This window comes from Kamptonema formosum PCC 6407 (assembly GCF_000332155.1).
GTDB classification, from domain to species: domain Bacteria; phylum Cyanobacteriota; class Cyanobacteriia; order Cyanobacteriales; family Microcoleaceae; genus Kamptonema; species Kamptonema formosum.
On the sequence record NZ_KB235904.1, the window covers coordinates 2,074,542 to 2,091,712 of the forward strand.

The 17,171-nt window shown below is 44.9% G+C and carries 19 protein-coding genes; 8 read left to right on the forward strand and 11 right to left on the reverse strand.

Annotated elements, in window-relative coordinates; genetic code table 11:
- Positions 1-12: 12 nt before the first annotated feature.
- Together OSCIL6407_RS0126025 and OSCIL6407_RS0126030 are read left to right on the forward strand one after the other, a co-directional pair.
- Positions 13-1,095: an ABC transporter substrate-binding protein gene (locus OSCIL6407_RS0126025; protein WP_019487858.1), complete on the forward strand. Its 1,083-nt coding sequence runs from the start codon at positions 13-15 to the stop codon at positions 1,093-1,095.
- A 303-nt stretch (positions 1,096-1,398) separates the two neighbouring features.
- A complete protein-coding gene (locus tag OSCIL6407_RS0126030) occupies positions 1,399-2,499 on the forward strand; it encodes an ABC transporter ATP-binding protein (RefSeq protein WP_007355971.1) in 1,101 nt (366 codons plus the stop codon).
- A gap of 275 nt (positions 2,500-2,774) precedes the next feature.
- Here the strand turns inward: OSCIL6407_RS0126030 and OSCIL6407_RS0126035 are convergent, their stop codons facing one another.
- Together OSCIL6407_RS0126035 and OSCIL6407_RS0126040 are read right to left on the reverse strand one after the other, a co-directional pair.
- Positions 2,775-3,785 (reverse strand): PIN domain-containing protein, encoded by a 1,011-nt coding sequence (locus OSCIL6407_RS0126035; RefSeq protein ID WP_007355970.1) that lies wholly within the window; start codon positions 3,783-3,785, stop codon positions 2,775-2,777.
- 66 nt (positions 3,786-3,851) lie between these two features.
- Positions 3,852-5,567, reverse strand: a complete 1,716-nt coding sequence (locus OSCIL6407_RS0126040) for a site-2 protease family protein (RefSeq protein WP_007355969.1) — start codon at positions 5,565-5,567, stop codon at positions 3,852-3,854.
- A 20-nt stretch (positions 5,568-5,587) separates the two neighbouring features.
- Here OSCIL6407_RS0126040 and OSCIL6407_RS32995 point away from each other — a divergent pair, with 20 nt between their 5' ends.
- Complete coding sequence (locus OSCIL6407_RS32995; RefSeq protein ID WP_157135572.1) at positions 5,588-5,863, forward strand: transposase; 276 nt, start codon at positions 5,588-5,590, stop codon at positions 5,861-5,863.
- Between the two features lie 128 nt (positions 5,864-5,991).
- Here OSCIL6407_RS32995 and OSCIL6407_RS0126045 read toward each other — a convergent pair whose 3' ends face one another.
- The 3 genes from OSCIL6407_RS0126045 to OSCIL6407_RS0126060 form a co-directional block, all read right to left on the reverse strand.
- The gene (locus OSCIL6407_RS0126045) at positions 5,992-6,396 is read right to left on the reverse strand and encodes a DUF4278 domain-containing protein (RefSeq protein ID WP_007357560.1); all 405 of its coding nucleotides are present in this window, start codon (positions 6,394-6,396) and stop codon (positions 5,992-5,994) included.
- A 544-nt stretch (positions 6,397-6,940) separates the two neighbouring features.
- On the reverse strand, positions 6,941-7,285 hold the full coding sequence (locus OSCIL6407_RS0126055; protein ID WP_007354979.1) for a BON domain-containing protein: 345 nt from the start codon (positions 7,283-7,285) through the stop codon (positions 6,941-6,943).
- A 58-nt stretch (positions 7,286-7,343) separates the two neighbouring features.
- Complete coding sequence (locus tag OSCIL6407_RS0126060) at positions 7,344-8,219, reverse strand: hypothetical protein (protein WP_007354980.1); 876 nt, start codon at positions 8,217-8,219, stop codon at positions 7,344-7,346.
- Positions 8,220-8,314: 95 nt separating this feature from the next.
- Here OSCIL6407_RS0126060 and pgeF point away from each other — a divergent pair, with 95 nt between their 5' ends.
- Positions 8,315-9,199 (forward strand): peptidoglycan editing factor PgeF, encoded by an 885-nt coding sequence (gene pgeF, locus OSCIL6407_RS0126065; RefSeq protein WP_007354981.1) that lies wholly within the window; start codon positions 8,315-8,317, stop codon positions 9,197-9,199.
- A gap of 23 nt (positions 9,200-9,222) precedes the next feature.
- Here the strand turns inward: pgeF and OSCIL6407_RS0126070 are convergent, their stop codons facing one another.
- The 3 genes from OSCIL6407_RS0126070 to tadA all read right to left on the reverse strand — a co-directional run bounded on the left by OSCIL6407_RS0126070 (position 9,223) and on the right by tadA (position 11,025).
- On the reverse strand, positions 9,223-9,606 hold the full coding sequence (locus OSCIL6407_RS0126070; protein ID WP_456077497.1) for a hypothetical protein: 384 nt from the start codon (positions 9,604-9,606) through the stop codon (positions 9,223-9,225).
- Between the two features lie 62 nt (positions 9,607-9,668).
- A complete protein-coding gene (locus tag OSCIL6407_RS0126075; RefSeq protein ID WP_007354983.1) occupies positions 9,669-10,379 on the reverse strand; it encodes a lysophospholipid acyltransferase family protein in 711 nt (236 codons plus the stop codon).
- A 136-nt stretch (positions 10,380-10,515) separates the two neighbouring features.
- A complete protein-coding gene (tadA, locus tag OSCIL6407_RS0126080) occupies positions 10,516-11,025 on the reverse strand; it encodes a tRNA adenosine(34) deaminase TadA (protein ID WP_007354984.1) in 510 nt (169 codons plus the stop codon).
- Positions 11,026-11,050: 25 nt separating this feature from the next.
- Here tadA and OSCIL6407_RS0126085 point away from each other — a divergent pair, with 25 nt between their 5' ends.
- Together OSCIL6407_RS0126085 and menB are read left to right on the forward strand one after the other, a co-directional pair.
- A complete protein-coding gene (locus OSCIL6407_RS0126085) occupies positions 11,051-11,710 on the forward strand; it encodes a TerB family tellurite resistance protein (RefSeq protein ID WP_019487860.1) in 660 nt (219 codons plus the stop codon).
- Positions 11,711-11,860: 150 nt separating this feature from the next.
- Positions 11,861-12,694 carry a 1,4-dihydroxy-2-naphthoyl-CoA synthase gene (gene menB / locus OSCIL6407_RS0126090; protein ID WP_007354986.1) on the forward strand — a complete coding sequence of 278 codons (834 nt, stop codon included), beginning with the start codon at positions 11,861-11,863 and terminating at the stop codon, positions 12,692-12,694.
- A 74-nt stretch (positions 12,695-12,768) separates the two neighbouring features.
- On the opposite strand, the gene OSCIL6407_RS37930 is transcribed toward menB, so the two are convergent.
- The gene (locus OSCIL6407_RS37930) at positions 12,769-12,999 is read right to left on the reverse strand and encodes an HAD-IA family hydrolase (RefSeq protein ID WP_007354987.1); all 231 of its coding nucleotides are present in this window, start codon (positions 12,997-12,999) and stop codon (positions 12,769-12,771) included.
- A 40-nt stretch (positions 13,000-13,039) separates the two neighbouring features.
- Here OSCIL6407_RS37930 and OSCIL6407_RS0126100 point away from each other — a divergent pair, with 40 nt between their 5' ends.
- Entirely contained in the window at positions 13,040-14,224 is a 1,185-nt protein-coding gene (locus OSCIL6407_RS0126100) for an RNA-guided endonuclease InsQ/TnpB family protein (RefSeq protein WP_007354988.1), read from the forward strand.
- Here OSCIL6407_RS0126100 and OSCIL6407_RS0126105 read toward each other — a convergent pair.
- Together OSCIL6407_RS0126105 and OSCIL6407_RS0126110 are read right to left on the reverse strand one after the other, a co-directional pair.
- The gene (locus OSCIL6407_RS0126105; protein ID WP_007354989.1) at positions 14,218-14,433 is read right to left on the reverse strand and encodes an HAD family hydrolase; all 216 of its coding nucleotides are present in this window, start codon (positions 14,431-14,433) and stop codon (positions 14,218-14,220) included. The two genes, OSCIL6407_RS0126100 and OSCIL6407_RS0126105, sit on opposite strands and share 7 nt — an antisense overlap.
- A 403-nt stretch (positions 14,434-14,836) precedes the next feature.
- Positions 14,837-15,115 carry a hypothetical protein gene (locus OSCIL6407_RS0126110; protein ID WP_007354990.1) on the reverse strand — a complete coding sequence of 93 codons (279 nt, stop codon included), beginning with the start codon at positions 15,113-15,115 and terminating at the stop codon, positions 14,837-14,839.
- Positions 15,116-15,825: 710 nt separating this feature from the next.
- On the opposite strand from OSCIL6407_RS0126110, the gene OSCIL6407_RS0126115 reads away from it, so the two are divergent.
- Positions 15,826-17,076, forward strand: a complete 1,251-nt coding sequence (locus OSCIL6407_RS0126115; RefSeq protein WP_019487863.1) for a hypothetical protein — start codon at positions 15,826-15,828, stop codon at positions 17,074-17,076.
- Positions 17,077-17,171: the final 95 nt, after the last annotated feature.

Below are 17,171 nucleotides of genomic sequence, written 5' to 3' on the forward strand. Positions count from 1 at the left end.
CGTAATAAACTTATGAAACGTCTACTAACTTTCCTTCTGTTGTTTATGATTAGCGCCATCTTGCCTTTCGGCTGTAGCGGTAGCACTCCCAATGGTGCTGAAACGACCAGAGGTAGTGAAAAAATCCTGAGCATTTACAACTATTCAACTTATATTGCACCGGAAGCTATCGCGCAATTCGAGAAAGAGAACAGCGTCAAAATCAAATACGACACCTACGACAATAGCGATGCTTTATATGCAAAACTAAAGCAAGGAAACCCCGGTTACGACGTAATATTTCCAGCCGACTATATGGTAAAAATTATGGTCTCTGAGAATATGCTTGAGCCGCTTAATCTAGATAAAATTCCTAACAAGAAAAACCTCGATACTAAGTTTGTTAACCAATCCTTCGATCCCGGCAATAAATACTCATTTCCTTACCAGTGGGGGACTATGGGTATTGGCTATAATCTGAAAGCAACAAAGGGCGAAGTGAACAGTTGGAGGGCAATGTTAGACCCAAAATTCACGGGTAAAGTAGCATGGCAAGACGATGCGCGGTACACATTTGCAGGTGTCTTGATGTATTTAGGATATAACCCTAATACCACTAATCCCAATGAGATTAATAAAGCTCGTGACTTGCTGATCGAAAATAAGGCAATGATTGCCGCTTTTGTGCCCGATACAGGTCAAAACTTGCTCGCTCAAGGAGAAGTAAATCTGACAATGGAATGGAGCGGCGATATTTTCCAGGTAATGAAAGAAAACCCCGACCTACGTTTTGCGATTCCCAAAGAAGGAACAATTGTTTTTACTGATAACATAGCTATTCCCAAGAATGCACCGAATAAAGAGTTAGCTGAGAAATTTATTGACTTTGTTTTACAGCCAGAAGTCGGTGCAAAAATATCTAATTTTATCCACTTTAGTTCGCCCAATAAGGCAGCAATAGATCGGGGTTTAATCGATGAAAAAGACAGGAAAAATCAACAAATTTATCCTCCAAGTGAGATATTCTCTAAACTCAAATATATTGAGGATGTTGGTAAAGCGACGGGCTTATACGATCAAGCATGGACTGAGGTTAAGGCCGCATTTGGGAAATAAAATTGTTAGTAGTTAGTAGTTAGTAGTTAGTTGTGAAGTATTGATTGTTAGTTGTTCATTGTTAGTCGAGCGACAAATTAACAATTAACATTTACGCTTACATCGACTTGTAGGGTGCGTCAGTCTAAAGTTTTACGACGATGATAAAGATTCATATTATGATGTACCCTACCATCATGTGCCAGTTGCGAAAAGTTTGATATATTGCGTATCTTTGTTTAATTTATGTTGACACTTAACAACTAACCACTAACAACTAACTACTAACAACTAACTACTAACTACTAACCACTAACAATAATAATGTACGCAGTTGAACTGGCTAATATTTCCAAGTGTTTTAAAGACTCTCGCAAAAAAGATTGCCTAGCTGTAGATAACATCAACCTGCAAATTGCTGATGGAGAATTCTTTTCACTATTGGGGCCGTCTGGCTGCGGTAAAACTACCACTTTACGACTAATTGCTGGCTTTGAAATTCCTACAATAGGTGAAGTTTACATTCACGGGGAACCGATGAAAGATCGTCCGCCATTTCACCGCCCAGTTAATACAGTTTTTCAGAATTATGCTCTTTTTCCACACTTGACGCTGGCTCAAAATGTGGCTTTTGGTTTGGAAATGGAGAATTTACCACGCCGAGAAATTAAGGTTCGCGTTGCTGATACTCTGGCGTTGGTACAATTAACTGATATGGAAAAACGCTATCCACGTCAGTTGTCAGGGGGACAGCAGCAACGGGTAGCATTAGCAAGAGCATTAGTAAAACAACCTTCTGTATTACTGTTTGATGAACCGCTGGGAGCTCTGGATTTGAAGCTGCGGAAGGAAATGCAGATAGAATTAAAACGGATGCAGCAAAAGTTAGGAATTACTTTTATTTATGTGACGCACGATCAGGAAGAAGCTTTAACGATGTCTGATAGAATTGCAGTGATGTATCAAGGACAGGTGCAACAAGTTGGCACGCCGATTGATATTTATGAATATCCGAAAACTCGCTTTGTTGCTGATTTTATTGGCGAGACTAATTTCTTAACGGGGCGAGTAATTGAAAGTGGGGCGGGTAAGGTTGTGGTGTTCGTTGATGAAAAGTTACCAGTATTAGTTGCTAACGTAGAAGATATGCCAGTGGGCAAAGTTTTAACGCTGGTTGTGCGACCAGAAAAAGCTACTATTTATCCTTCAGATGATGGAGAAGATGGTTGGTTGGGGACGGTGGAAGAGGTGGTTTATATTGGTACTGATACGCGATATTCCGTGCAGTTGACGGAGCAGAGTTCTGTGGTGGTTCGCAAGCAGAATTTACACCGAGATGATTTGCGTCGGTATGCGGTGGGTGAGAGGGTGCGGGTGGTGGTATCGCCGGAGAGTATTTGTATTTTAGACTCGGATAAGTATTAAATTAAATCGGAGTACGAAAAATCAGTGAGAAGCAGGTGATATCATGTCCGGTTAAATACTTGTCATTGTTCGCTGTGCGAAGAAATCTCAACACCTTGCGATTGCTTCAGGATTGCTTCGCACAGCTCAAAACTGCGCTGCGCTTGGCTCGCTTTTGACAGATCGTAAGTAATTTGCCGGACATGATATGAACCAAGCTTTGGCTTTTTATTGGGTTCACCGCCAGGAAATAGACGGGGCGATCCCAACTAAACAAACTATCGAAAATTATTTAATTATTTCACAAACTGCTTTACCTGCTGCGGCAATATAGGCACTACTTTTTGTTGCCAAAACTGATTGAAACTCTGAGGTTGAACTCCTCGCCATGCAATTCCTATTGCTAAAGTTAAGAAAAATAGAGCTCCCAATCCATTAATTAAATGAGATAAAATTCCCGGCCCTCTAGGAGCAGATGTCATCTTTGGTCGATAATTTATCCCCTCATATTGAACTTCATCATCATGACGCTTCGATGCTGATGTTTTTTGTCGCGATCCTGGATGGCCCCCAGAAGCACCTGTTTTACTGAATGTACTCCCAGAAGAATTATTTTTGCTAATACCAGTTGTGCCCCCCGTTGTTTTCATTGTAGAAACGCCTCGCGTTGGCAATTTGCCGCTAGACAAATCTGTTTTGCCGCTTCGGGTTGGCAATTTGCCATTAGATATATCTGTTTTGCCGAAAGAAGTATTTCCAGTCTGCAAACGAGTCTGCTGGGAGGGTTTCTTGGAAGTTTGCGATCGCATCAAATTTTGCAATTTCTGAGTTACTGGCATTGGTTGTTCCCCTCTCTTCGCCCACTGGGACAACATCGCCGCCGTAATTCCGCAAAGGTTTCCCAGTCCCAAAGCTTGCATCCGCTTTAATAGTGACTGGTTATTGCAGACAAAAACTACTAGGGATTCTGGGTTTTCGAGAGCAAAACCATAAACGCACTGAGCGATCGCCACTACCATCCGCGTATGTTTGCTTTGATTTCCCCCAACAGCAGGTTCTAAATTGGGGTGAGTCTCTAAAGCATCTGTCACCTGCCAACCACTAGCGGGAAAAAATCGCAAAAATTCTCTAGCTAGTTTTTCGCGATCGCTATCTGCCTCATCTGCCAAAAATTCCATTTCCTCAAACACCACTTCCGGGACATAGCAACTTCCCGCCTTGGCATATTGTTGCCATGTTTGGGAATTAGTACCCATTACTACATCAACATCAAGAATTAATAAGACCGCAGGAAAATTATTACTCATAACTTTACACCCATTATTAACAGTTAACCGTTAACCGTTAACAGTTAACAGTTAACCGTTAACAATTTAGCTGCCAATGCCCAAACGTCCTGCCAAAGCGGGAGTTAAAGGCAAAAGCGTGGCAATCATCAAAAACAAAGCTAACAAACCCAAAGCTGCACGGGCATCGTCAGGTTCGCTCAGTTCGTTCAAACTTGGCCGTTCTAAGTTCCTTTGCAAAATCAGAATCACTATTGCCCAATATAATGCTAAAGGATTTACTAAAGATGCGATCGCTAATACTGCAAAGGTGGCAAACGTGGCCCTGCCGGCAATTTGACGGCCGTAGATCGCTTGGACGATTCTTCCCCCGTCTAATTGTCCGGCTGGCATCAAATTAATCGCTGTAATCACCAAACCTAGCCAGCCAATTACTACCAGCGGATGCACATCTACTATCGGTTGCTGCAAAGCATCTCCCAAAACTACCCGTGCTAAAGTTCCTACTAAAACTGAACCCTTAAAAAAATCAGCGGGGATTTGAAATAAACTGCCTTTGTGAGAAAGCAGGAAACCTCCGATCAGCATGGCGAGGGAAACAATTCCCCCTGCTGCTGGCCCAGCGATCGCCACATCAAAGAGGACTTTGCGGTTCGGTAATACTGACTCAAAGCGGTTGACTGCACCAAAAGAGGCAATTTGCCAAGTGGGAATGAAAAATGGCCATGAAAAGCGGACATTATGGCGCTTGGCGAATACTTGATGTCCAATTTCGTGAGCGATTAAAACTGCCCAAACTCCAAGGGCGATCGGCAAGGCTTCCGGGTAGCGTAGGGGTTCGCTAAAGAAGTCAAACCCAAGTAGTAAACCGCCTGTTTCTAAGCTAGTAGCAAAGGTAGCCCCGATCAGTACCACAGAGAGAATTTTTTGAGAGAGTGTGGTTTGTTGGGGATCGTTTTTACTGGGTAAAATAATCGCTACTGGTCTGCCGTCGGTATTGTCTACTAAAAATAGCCGATAGCGATCGCCTAATCTTTCCTGTAAACTCGCTGACATCCGCCCATAAACTACTTCTGGATCTCCCCGCAAGTTCCCTTTGCAGATTACGCCATCCTGAAAGGGAATAGTTTCAGTTGCAAAAAACGTATCGATACCAAAAATACCTTGTATTGCCTTCAGGTCTTCTGCGGGGACGGGAACGAGTTCTGGTTGTGGAGTTGTAGCGGTTTGTACCTCTGTTTTTCCTGGTTCTGAATTAGAGGGCTCTGACGACGCATCGGCGGAACTAACCATTTTTTCAGCCCGCGATCGCAGCAACGCATCTTCACCTGCCGCTCGTAGTTTTTTCCCTAAGTAAATGTACAATCCCGTAGAAGCCACCAGCATTAATAAAATCCCGGCCAGGTTGAGGTAAATCCCGACTGCAAACAAACCGAAGAATAACAGCCAAGGAGTCATCAGCGACACCGACTGCAACCAGGCTAAGATCCCTAGTTTGCCGAAAGGTAAGGCTCGGTAATACCCCCAACCTAAAATTCCAATGGCAATTAACACGATAATAATCGTTGCCGCGTTTTCCGATAGAGTAACCCCCAATAAAGAGCGATCGGCATCTACTGCACCTATCAGAAATGATAAATTCCTGGGAATATCAAATAGAGTTGGTGTAAACATATTCAATTGATATTGAGACGCAATTCCAATACTTTCAGCTCCCTGCATAAGTTTTTCTAGTAAGTTTCTCGGAAAGCGTGCTTGAGGCTGCTTATTTTTAGCTTTTTCTGGGTAAGCGAACTCATTCATTGAGCCATCTTAACCATTTAGTGATTCTAGTATTTTTCTTGTCCGCTAGGACGACGTTAACCCTATTCCAGATCCGTAGTTACTTACGACGGCGAGGTATCCGTTTTACCATCCCACGACTGTCAAATGAACCCCGTCACGGTCCTTTTAGTCGGGAAATCTACCGTCAACGCAACATTGTTGAACGTGCTATCAACCGAATTAAGCAATGGAGACGTATTGCTACACGATATGAGAAACTTGCTGCAAATTATACAGCCATGATTACGATCGCCTTTATCTGGTTATGGTTGTAGTTTGAAAACACGCCCTAGTCCCTTCTTCCCCTAGCCCCTACAAAAATTATCGGCGGACAATAAGAAACCCAGTTCGATCGACTGGGTTTCTTGTGATTTACCTTTCAAATTTGTTGTCCCCCAGATATTCAACAGGCCATTTGCGCGGCTTCACTTTCTAGTAAGCGGAGCAATCTTTCATCGCCTTTAGCTTTGGCTATTTGCAGTCGGCGGTCGAGGATATTGCAGAGATTGGCGCGGTGGACTTTGGCAATGTCGGGTACTGCTGTGCAGGCTTTGGCGCGGGAGGCTGCGATCGCGAGAACAGGCTCTACAACTGTCTTGGCAACTACCACTTCCGCTTCTTGAGTTCTTTTGGTGTTGTATTCTACGCCGCGATACTTCAGATTGTATGCCTGTTCAGGAACGGGAATATGTCTGGGATAACGGTAGTTCCAGCTTTGACCCCGATATTTGCCGCCGATTTCACCTTCAACCATCTCGACTGCGGAAATGTCGTTTTCGTAGTTAGTGCCGCGATAAGTCAGTTTCATATCTTTTGTTCCTTTTATGAGTAGGGGAGTGGTTTTAAGGTCTGATGTCCTTCCCTGATGAAAAATTTTCTTTCTTTCTGTATTGTATTTTACTGTTTTGCCAAATAACAGGGTTCGTTGACAAAATTTAATATTCCGACTTACTTTTAGCGAGGGACTAGGGGAAGAAGGGGCTAGGGGCTAGGGGCTAGGGGCTAGGGGCTAGGGGCTAGGGGAAGAGAGGGGGAGCTCTTGAGCAGGGGAGATGGGGAGATGGGGAGATGGGTAATTAGCGATTAGCCATTAGCGATTAGCGATTAGCCATTAGCCATTAGCCATTAGCCATTTCCCTTGTTCCGCTTCTTTCCCTTCTTTCCCTTCTTCCCCTTCTTCCCTAGCCCCTAGCCCCTAGTCCCTAGCCCCTTCTTCCCTAGCCCCTAGCCCCTAGCCCCTAGCCCCTTCTTCCCCTAGCTATATATCTCTGAAATTTGGCAGCTCAAAACGGCAAAGCCCGCTGGAGCGGGCTTGAAGGTAAGTTAGGGGTAGGGGGCGCGATCGCTAATGGCTAGCCCACTGTCACCTGATCGGTTTGTACAGCGGTTGCTCCTTCCTCAGCGGAGGCGATCGCCACCAGCTTATCTAGGATCTCCTGGCTTGGCACTTTCCCTTTAAGGACAACAGTGCTGCTGAGCTGAGCAACATAGACAGTCTCAATATCAGCAACTTCTGCATCGTTGTCAAAAGCGAGGGCCACCCGCTTTGCCAAGCCACTCTCATCAAAATTCCCATCTGGGCCAACCTTAGCTGGGGCAATAGATTGAGCTGCTGCTGCTTGCTGCACCACCTGCGTCATCGGTTCAGCGGGGGGTTCAGGCTTTTCTAGTCCGAATAGTCTTTTAAACCAGCCCATAGTAGTAGATATCTCCTTAAAAGATGCTTGTTTACAAGATACCTCTATGGCTCAGCACTTACCAACTCATAAAGACAGATCCTCCCATATTTTCATCATCAGTACCTAGCACCACGCCGCCTGAAGCTCCCGGTACGAGTTCAATCCCCTCTATTTTGTGGTCAGGCAAGTGATATAGAGGAGTAAGAGACTGCCGGAATTGGAAAATGCGATCGCTAAAACTGCCCGCAACATAAACCGCAGAATCAAAGGGCCCGTCATCGCCATTATCAGTCGCCGCTGACACGAAGACGACACCAGCCGCATCTATCTTAAGGTCAGAAATATGGCGCACATTTCCCGTTGGGAAAGGTACTGTCAACTTTGCAGAACCTTGTTGAGTAATTTGATAAGTAGCAAGATTAAGGACTCCCCAGTAAATAACCGCCGGATCTGCCCCTTGGCCCCGATGAGCCCAAACAGCTAATAATTTACCCTCGATATTTTGCAAACCAAAGGATTCAAAGTTGCTGCCTTTGGGAATATTTGGCAAATCAAAGACTTTCAGAACTGAAACGGTTTTATTATCCCCACTAAGTTGAATATGATAAACTTTACCTGCACTCGCTAAGGCCATAAAAGAATCTGTCCCTGGAACGGCAGTTAGCCCCTCTAAATCACTTGGTAGTTCTGTATTAGCGGGCCAGTTGACGGGGGAATATTGGGGTTGTTCTTTACCTGCTATTGTGACGATGGCGAGGCGGCCTTGATTTTTGTCTTTGTTGTCATGCACTATCAGGAAGGAAGAGGTTTCCTTTTGTTGGCTAACCAAAGCTATACCGCTGATATTGAAAAGGATTTCGCCTCGGACTGGTCGCCAGATTTGGGCAATGGCTAGCTGCGGTATTAGTAATAATGGGGTGAGCAGCAGAAGTCTGAGAAGTAACTTTTTCAATTTGTCTGTGTTTCACCTTAACGCTTTAATTAGAAGGGTAAATATAGCAGATATATCTTACAATTAAAAGCAATTCTAATCATCATTATATTTTAATGACTGTAACTGGCGATCGCATTCCCAATATACCCACCTCTGACCAATCTAGCCAACCAGATAGCGCAACTTGGCAATGGCGCAGTTGGGAAGGATTACCCTACCTAACTTGCAGCTTACTCGACTCTTGGCCGCACGGCTTCTTTACTCAAAATTTCTCCCCGAAAACACCCTCAGACTTAGTAAAAATCCTCGATCCCCAGGCGCAAGTTTACCGCGTTAAACAAGTACACGGCAATGCCGTACTCAAAACCAGTGAAATCCGCCCATTTTCAACTCCTGACGATAATGCCGCATCTGCGGGTCAAAACTCCTCTGAAATCTTAGCTGAAGCAGATGGAATCCTTACAGAGAAAGAGTTAGAATCGGTGTGGGTTTGTTCGGCTGACTGCGTACCGGTGTTGATTGCTGATGTGGAAACCGGACAAGTCGCCGCCGTTCATGCCGGTTGGCGGGGAACTGCTAGTAAGATCGTACCGGCAGCGATCGCACATTTTGCAGTTAATGGCAGTCAACTGGCAAATCTGCGCGTAGCTTTAGGGCCTGCGATCGCAGGTAATGTTTACCAAGTATCATTAGATGTAGCAATCCAACTCGGTAGTACAATTGCCCCAGAACTTGCTGATAATTCCCCAGACTTACTGGAATTTTTGCAACAAATGTCAGATGCGCCTGTATTACCCGATTCCCAACCCGGAAAGGTACGCTTAGATGTGCGACGGTTTAATGCTTTACAATTAGAGCAATTGGGGATTAGTTTTGAGCAAGTAGCGATCGCGCCTGAATGTACCTACTCTAACCCAACTCACTTTTATTCTTACCGCCGCGATGGACTCAAAAAAGTGCAGTGGTCTGGAATTGTGAGCACTCCAACTACTTTATAACCCATAAAAAATATAATTAACCCTTAACTACCACCATCAAATCTAGCAAAAGCACTCGGATAAGCCGCCCAAACCTTACCCACAAAATCTCTTAATTGCCGATGAGCAATAACCACATCCTTCCCTTCACTATCTAGCGACTGCAACTCAGTCAAAAGCGGAATTACCTCCGTATCAAGAGCAACTCGAAATAAACTTAAAGGCCACAGCAAATCCGAGCCATCACGCAAATCCCATAAAGTACGATCTTCATGGGCAACCGAACTGCGATCGCAGACAGATACTACTAACATTAATGGTCGTACCCAGCATAACCTACGTGCCGACACCACTTGGATTACATCAGCATAAAGGCACGCATCTCGAAATTCTAAACAGACAATCTGGCTAGGCCCAAAATTTGGCACAGAATCAATTGACACAGACATCAGGGAACAAATACATACCTTTAACAGTCATAGAACTCAACTCACTCTCGATCGATCCTTTTGAGAGCCGTTTCTAAATCAGCAGTTAACAATTGTGCATCCTTTTTTCCTGCACCAGTGCAATAATCAGCCGCCGACAGCGGAGAGCCGATCGTAATTTTCACACGAGAACCCCAGCGAGGAATGCAGGGATGGTAGCGAATACTCATAGGTACAATTTTAACATCCAGTCCTGGGTGACTCGACTCTGCTTGAATCGCCAGACGGGCCAATCCTGGTTTGAGAGGGTGAACTTGATTATCTTGGAAAATGCCGCCTTCGGGAAAAATGACAAACATTTGCCCATCAAGAAGAAGTTCTACCCCATGACGGAGAGTCGCAATCGCCGGATGCTTGGGATCGACTGGAAACCCACCCAACCGCCTGATAAACCAGCCTTGCAATCCTTTAACCTCATTCACTGAAACCATAAATCGCAGATCTCTGCCCGTAACGTATCGCCCAGTAGAGTAAGGTAGCATCTGAGAATCCCAGCGAGAGCGGTGAGTAGGAGCCAAAATTACAGGCCCTTCTCTGGGAATGTGTTCCTGTCCAAGCACCTCAATACTACGAAAATAAAAAGGCAGGATAAGGTAGCGGCCCAAAGGATAAACCAATGGGGCTAACCAAGGAGAAACGTGAGAATTAATAGATGTCGCCTTGGCAGGCATTTGTGTCTCTAGGGATGAATTAGTGGAGTCAAAAGTAATCATGGCAGTGTACCTCAAAGCAATCAAGCTTTTTTAAGGACTTTCTGACTCTACACTAAGTTTTTTAACAAACCCTTTGGAAGTCAAAAGGGCCACTTCCGCTATTGTCATTCAATTAAATCAGCGATTTAATCTATTGCTAGCTCTTGGCTTGGCCGCGACGCTTTGCAAACCAAGATTGTAACTGTTCCCGGCACTCAGACTCCATAATCCCACCAAGTACAGGCAAGCGGTGATAGGAACAGTCGCTATCAGGGATATTACCAACAGTCCTGATTGTGCCAGATTTCGGATCGTCCACTCCATAGACTAGGAGACCGATTCGGGCTTGTACGATCGCCCCAGCGCACATCGGACAAGGCTCCAAAGTAACGTAGAGCGTACAAGCATTGAGATGCCAATTTTGTAGAGCAATACCCGCCCCCCGCAGAGCTAAAATTTCAGCATGAGCTGTAGGATCGCAATCTCGCTCTCGCCGATTTTGTCCCTGTGCAATCAACTTGCCCTGACTATCCACGATCGCAGCACCCACAGGTACTTCCCCAGCCTCTCCCGCCTCCTGTGCCAACTTTATAGCTCTACTCATCCACTGGCAGTGAGTCAGGTAAATAGGAGCGTAGATAGGCCGCACATTTTTGTAGTCGATCATACTTGCGTCACAGAAAACACTTAAGATGGTTAGATTAGGTTGCGATCGTCGGGTGCTAAATCGACAATTATTTAAAATTATGGACACTTCGCTGATTGGCTTAGAAGTTGTTGAGCTCTTGTCCCGGATCAGCGGACAGAGGCTCCGCCCACAAGATGTCACCCCTCTAGTAGTCTTTCTGACTGCTCTAATTTCTATTTTACGGGGAGTGATTATTATAGATAAAACGGTTGCTGTTGAAGAAGAAGAACGGCTCCAAAAGACTCTTAAAGCCTTTGTCAATGCAGAGCGCGATCATCTTCAACTGATCCAGCGCATTCTCAAGGGAGTCGCTAAACAACAGGTTTATTTCAACCCTAGTGAACTGGTAACGCTGACGGCTTTATTTTCAGACTCAGAAAAATTGTTGTTAATTGCCTTCGGCTATGAAATGTCAGCCGCCGATGGAGATTTCGACCTCCGAGAACAGATGTATTTGCAATCCATTGGCCATCGGCTCGGAATTGACTATCGCCACACAACAGTTCTTGATACTGTATTTGCAAAAGAAGGAACTATCGACCCCGATGCTTTGGCGGAGGTTCAAAGTTTACTCGACCCCGCTGAGTTTGAGGCTCACAATCCCGTATTCGCTAAAGCTGCAAAGCATTTGGCTTCTTTGTTGCAGTCTAAGGGTAATAGTTAACTGTTAACTGTTAACTGTTAACTGTTAACTGTTAACTGGTAATTGGTAATTGGTAATTGGTAATCGCTAATGGCTAATCGCTAATCGCTAATGACCATCTCCCCTGCCCCCCTGCTCCCCCGCCCCCCCTGCTCCCCCGCCCCTATTCCTATGCAAATTGAATGGCAAACTGCCAAAACTTACGAAGATATCCTTTACCACAAAAGCGGCGGTATTGCCAAAATTACTATTAATCGCCCTCACAAACGTAACGCTTTTCGTCCTAAAACTGTTTTTGAACTCTGCGACGCTTTTGCCGATAGCCGTGAAGATAGTCAAATTGGTGTTGTTCTGTTCACTGGTGCTGGCCCGCATACAGATGGGAAATACGCCTTTTGTGCTGGCGGCGACCAAAGCGTTCGGGGATCGGGGGGATATGTAGATGAGGCAGGCATTCCCCGGCTAAACGTATTAGATTTACAACGCTTAATTCGATCGATGCCCAAAGTTGTCATTGCCCTAGTTGCAGGTTATGCGATCGGTGGGGGTCATGTCTTGCATCTAATCTGTGACCTCACAATTGCTGCTGAAAATGCCATTTTTGGACAGACAGGCCCAAAAGTCGGGAGTTTTGATGGGGGTTTTGGTGCAAGTTATCTGGCTAGAATTGTAGGGCAAAAAAAAGCGCGGGAAATTTGGTACTTGTGTCGTCAATATACAGCATTGCAAGCTGAAGCAATGGGTTTAGTTAACTGTGTTGTACCTGTCGAACAGTTGGAACAGGAGGGGATTCAGTGGGCTAATGAGATTTTGGATAAAAGTCCGATCGCAATTCGTTGTCTGAAAGCTGCTTTTAATGCTGACTGCGATGGCCAAGCGGGACTGCAAGAACTAGCAGGTAATGCCACATTATTGTATTACATGACTCAGGAGGGGGCTGAGGGGAAACAAGCATTTTTGGAAAAGCGCCAGCCCGATTTTCGTAAATTTCCTTGGCTCCCATAGGCACAATTTCAACAGGAGAGGAAATTATTCTCAAAATTCTCAATTAAAAAATTATTATAGGGCTGCTAATTGCACTAGCTTTTTAACAGCCTCAAATTTTTTAGCCAAGACTCGTCGATCGCTTCAAGTGAATCTAGCTTGAAATCTGCGATCGCAAACCGGGGATCTGCTCGTTCCTCTAGTGCTGGCACAACGATACATTTCATCCTTGCTGCCTTAGCGCTGTTCATACCCCGAACGGAGTCTTCAAACGCTACGCACTTGCTTGGATGTATGCCCAAACGAGCAGCAGTTGTTAGATACACGGCTAGAATACAAGTATAGTATTAAGCAAAAGAAAAAACCATGTTGGTACTAGAAGCAAAATTGAAAGGAAAAAATTGGCAGTACAAATTGCTAGAGGAAGCAATTCGCACTGCCAATTTTGTTCGCAATAAAGCTTTGCTGTACTGGATGGACAATCGGGGAGTTAGTAAAAACGATCTTCAGAAACTTTGTGCAACCTTAGCCAAGGAATATGATTGGGCGGGGAAATTAAATTCCCAAGTCAGACAATCATCTGCTGATAGAGCTTGGAATGGTATTTCTCGGTTCTACAAAAACTGTAAAGAAGGCAAACCAGGAAAGAAAGGTTATCCAAAGTTCAAGAAACGCGGCCATTCTGTCGAATACAAGCAAACTGGATGGAGGTTAGCTGAAGACAGGAAACGCATCGCTTTTACCGATGGATTCAAAGCGGGAACATTCAAACTCATAGGAACTCGCGACTTAAGCTTTTATCAGCCCGAACAGATCAAACGAGTCCGGGTTGTTAAAAGAGCCGATGGCTTCTATTGCCAATTCCTGATTGATGTAGAGCGTTCTGAGCCACAGTCGCCAACTGGTAAAGCAGTAGGAATTGATTTGGGGTTAGAGTTTTTCTATACCGATTCAGAAGGCAACCAAATCGAAAACCCTAGATTTTTGAGAAAGTCAGAGAAATCTTTAAAGAGATTGCAACGACGGGTTTCTAAAAGGAAAAAGGGTTCTAAAAACAGAAGAAAGGCTATCAATAAGATGGCTCGGAAACACTTGAAGGTTAGTAGGCAACGCCGAGAATTTGCGGTAAGAACTGCAAGGGCGTTAACAGTATCTAGCGATGCGATTGCCTATGAAGACTTGAAAGTGTCAAACATGGTAAAAAATCATAAGCTTGCCAAATCTATTTCAGATGCGGCATGGTCGATGTTCACTAATTGGGTTGACTATTTTGCCAAAATACGTGGGGTTCACGTTGTAGAAGTAGCGCCTCATTTCACATCTCAAGATTGCTCAAGGTGTGGGACAAGAGTTAAGAAATCGCTATCGACTCGTACCCATAAATGCCCATCTTGTGGATTGATTGAACATCGAGATTTGAATGCGGCTAAAAATATTTTGGCTAAGGGTTTAGGAATAAATACGGTGGGGCACACCGGAATTTCTAAGCTTGAGGAGATTGGATCTCTGGCTTGTTCTGAGCAATCAGAATGGGTTAAGTCCGGTCATTGATTCAAGAATCCCACCGCCTTTAGGCGTGGGAGTGTCAACCGATTGATAATCTGTTTGGCTACTGCGGACTGACTAACACCCGTCCAAGGAAATATGGCATACCAATGACTGACAACCTCATCAATACGCAAACCCATTGTTTGAGAACACATACTCTCTTTTAGTGGGACTCCCAGAGCGTTAAATATCTCCACTTCTGCTTTGCACATAGAGGCTCACTATCAATTAGTAATCCGTCCATATCGAAGATTACAGCCAAGTCCAGCATCAAACTTCCCTCAAGCACCTAGATTGACAACCGCGACTGTTTTGTTCTCAAGGCGATCGGAGACAATACCAGCCATTAGCTTTGTGTCTAACTCTTATCATCCTAAATTTCAAACGCATCCGATCCAGAACGCAAGTTATAAAAACGCATCCACCCAATTGTAGGCAGATAGATTTTATTGCCTTATAATTTTTTCTCTTCCTGGGTTGTAAGAGAAAGATTTAAAGTCCTGGTGGCGGTTAAATCTAGGGAATCCCGCACCTTGGAAAAATTTATTGAAAAATTTGTTAACTCTAGCTGGAATTAACGGCAACACTAATTTAATCTTTTTTAATCTTTGTTCCTTAGCTAGGGATTTTAGCTAGAACCGAGCGAGCGGGTTCCTGGGGTTCAAGCTCGGAAACTGGGAGAGCGATCGCACCCCGTAAGTTCACTTCGTGCTGCTGCGAGATCACCATCTCTTCTATTTCTTCCCAAACAGGGGCAAAGGGTGGGATCGCCAAAGAACAAGAAGCCCATGCGCTTTGAACCGGGACATTAAGCTGCTGGCAAACACCACCACGTCTTCCTTCTGGCGTATAATACCTACAGTGACGGCAAGCTGAAGTTAACGAGGTTTTCATAAAAATTCCCTTAGCGCATAATCTTCACCTTTTAATTGTGCAATGTTCTGTTTGTAGGTCGGAAAGTACCCAATCCTTTATTCTGTCTCGCTTAGAGCGATCCCCACACTAAAAGTAACCTTAACAATTTATTTATAATTCTGTTATATATAGAAATAATCTAAGTAAGTTCTGGAGCATGACTAGGAGCGAAGCTAGGCTGAAGCATTAAAAAACTAACGGGGATCAAGCCAAAAGTTAAACGCTTCTCTAAAAATATGTATCGTAAATGACAAATATTTTAGGCCGAAAAAGAGAGCAGTTATCAATTATGAGTTATTAGTTTTCAATAACTCATAACGATGAGGTCATAATTAAATATAAGAGACAGAGCGTACAAAAGCTGGCTACCTAAGTTTTTTCCCATCTACCTTGTGCCTTTGACCTAAGTCTTTTGTCTCCATCCTCCGATGCTGGTCTAACTGTTGACTACCAGTTAAGGTTAAATCGGGACTTAAACACAGCAATCCATCTGCCTCAAGTCCTGTCGGAAAAAGTAAGCGTAGTTTAGGCTGAAGTTACGCTCGCGGACACCGAAGCAGCCGAGTAGCCAAAATGAAACAGGAAGCCAAGGTAAAATCTGAGTCGTCAGATTTGAGTAACTATTGGTGGAAGGGCAACCCAATACTTTAAAGTTCTAAAATCGATGAAGAGGTGGTAGGAGTTTTTTTATGAGTAAGCGTTCCTCGGTTGAATCCCCGGATAAATTATCCTCAAATCAAATCAAGCCTGCTCTACAGGCTGTTATGGGCTGTTTAGACGTAAACCTGGAAGAAGAAGTGAGCCAGTATCGGCGGCAACGACAGCGATCGCAACAATGGGTAGCTCCATCTGTCAGCCTTGGCGCTAAGCCAGTCAGTCCCTCCCTAGATTTAATCTCTCCTGCGGCGACAGACAACCTAGCTGAGCAGAAGACGGTATTATCACCAGAGATGAAGCCCCGACAAACTATTCATTTCGAGACGCGATCGCCAAACTCACAACTAGCGATCGCAGACAACGCCGCAGATAAAACTCTGACATCAGCAGGCAGCGATCGCCTATCTGCCAAATCAGCTAATAGCCAGCGATCGCCCAATGATTACCTAGCATCTAGCGAAGAACTTCTCAAAAGTTTAGACGAGAGACAACTAGAACCAGAAACAGAACGAAGTTTAACAGCAAGTCTGTTTACACCCTTGGGATTAAGCTCAATGCTGCTGTTCCTGCTATCTTGCATTGCTCTCGGCTACACAGTCATCAATCCCTCAATTCTGGCTAATCTGGGATTCAACCGCTGGCTCAAACAAAGCAGTCCCACCCCTGCCGCAAGTCCCGTTAATACCGCAGCCGATAGCAGCAATCAGGCGGATCTCCCAAAAGCTCCCAATCTAGCTTCCAAAGAGTTTGTTGAACTAGATTTAAGCACCCTGAGCAATGTCAAACCTACTCCAAGTCCTATTGCTGTACCATCGGCTAAACCTTCAATACCGCCCGCTCCCAAGCCCGTTGCTGGGGTAAGTTTACCTAACCCAATACCACCAGCACCGGCGAATGCAGCTAATACAAACGACGAGGGCCTTAACAATCTCACCAGAGCTCTACTTCCGAAGCCATCGCCAACACCAGTAGCCCCCCGCCAATTAGCTCCGATACCATCGGCGGCTAAGTCGGCGGCATCCCCAGCAGCAACACCGAAGCCAGTTGTCTCAAATCCTGGCATCCCTGTAAAAGCTCAAGATGGTTACTATTACGTAGTCCTAGATTACAGCAATGAAAAATCTTTAGAGCAGGCCCGAACAGCAGTTGCAGATGCCTATGTTCGGGAGTTCCCAAATGGTGTCAAGATCCAAATGGGGGCTCTGGAAGATCCTAGAGCAGCCGAGCGTTTGGTAAAAGAACTCGAAGAAAAAGGCGTTGCAGCTAAATATTATCAACCCTGAGTTAGGGGAGTGGAAGATGGGGGAGATGGGGAAGATGGGGGAGATGGGGGAGATGGGGGAGATGGGGAAGATGGGGAAGATGGGGGAGATGGGGG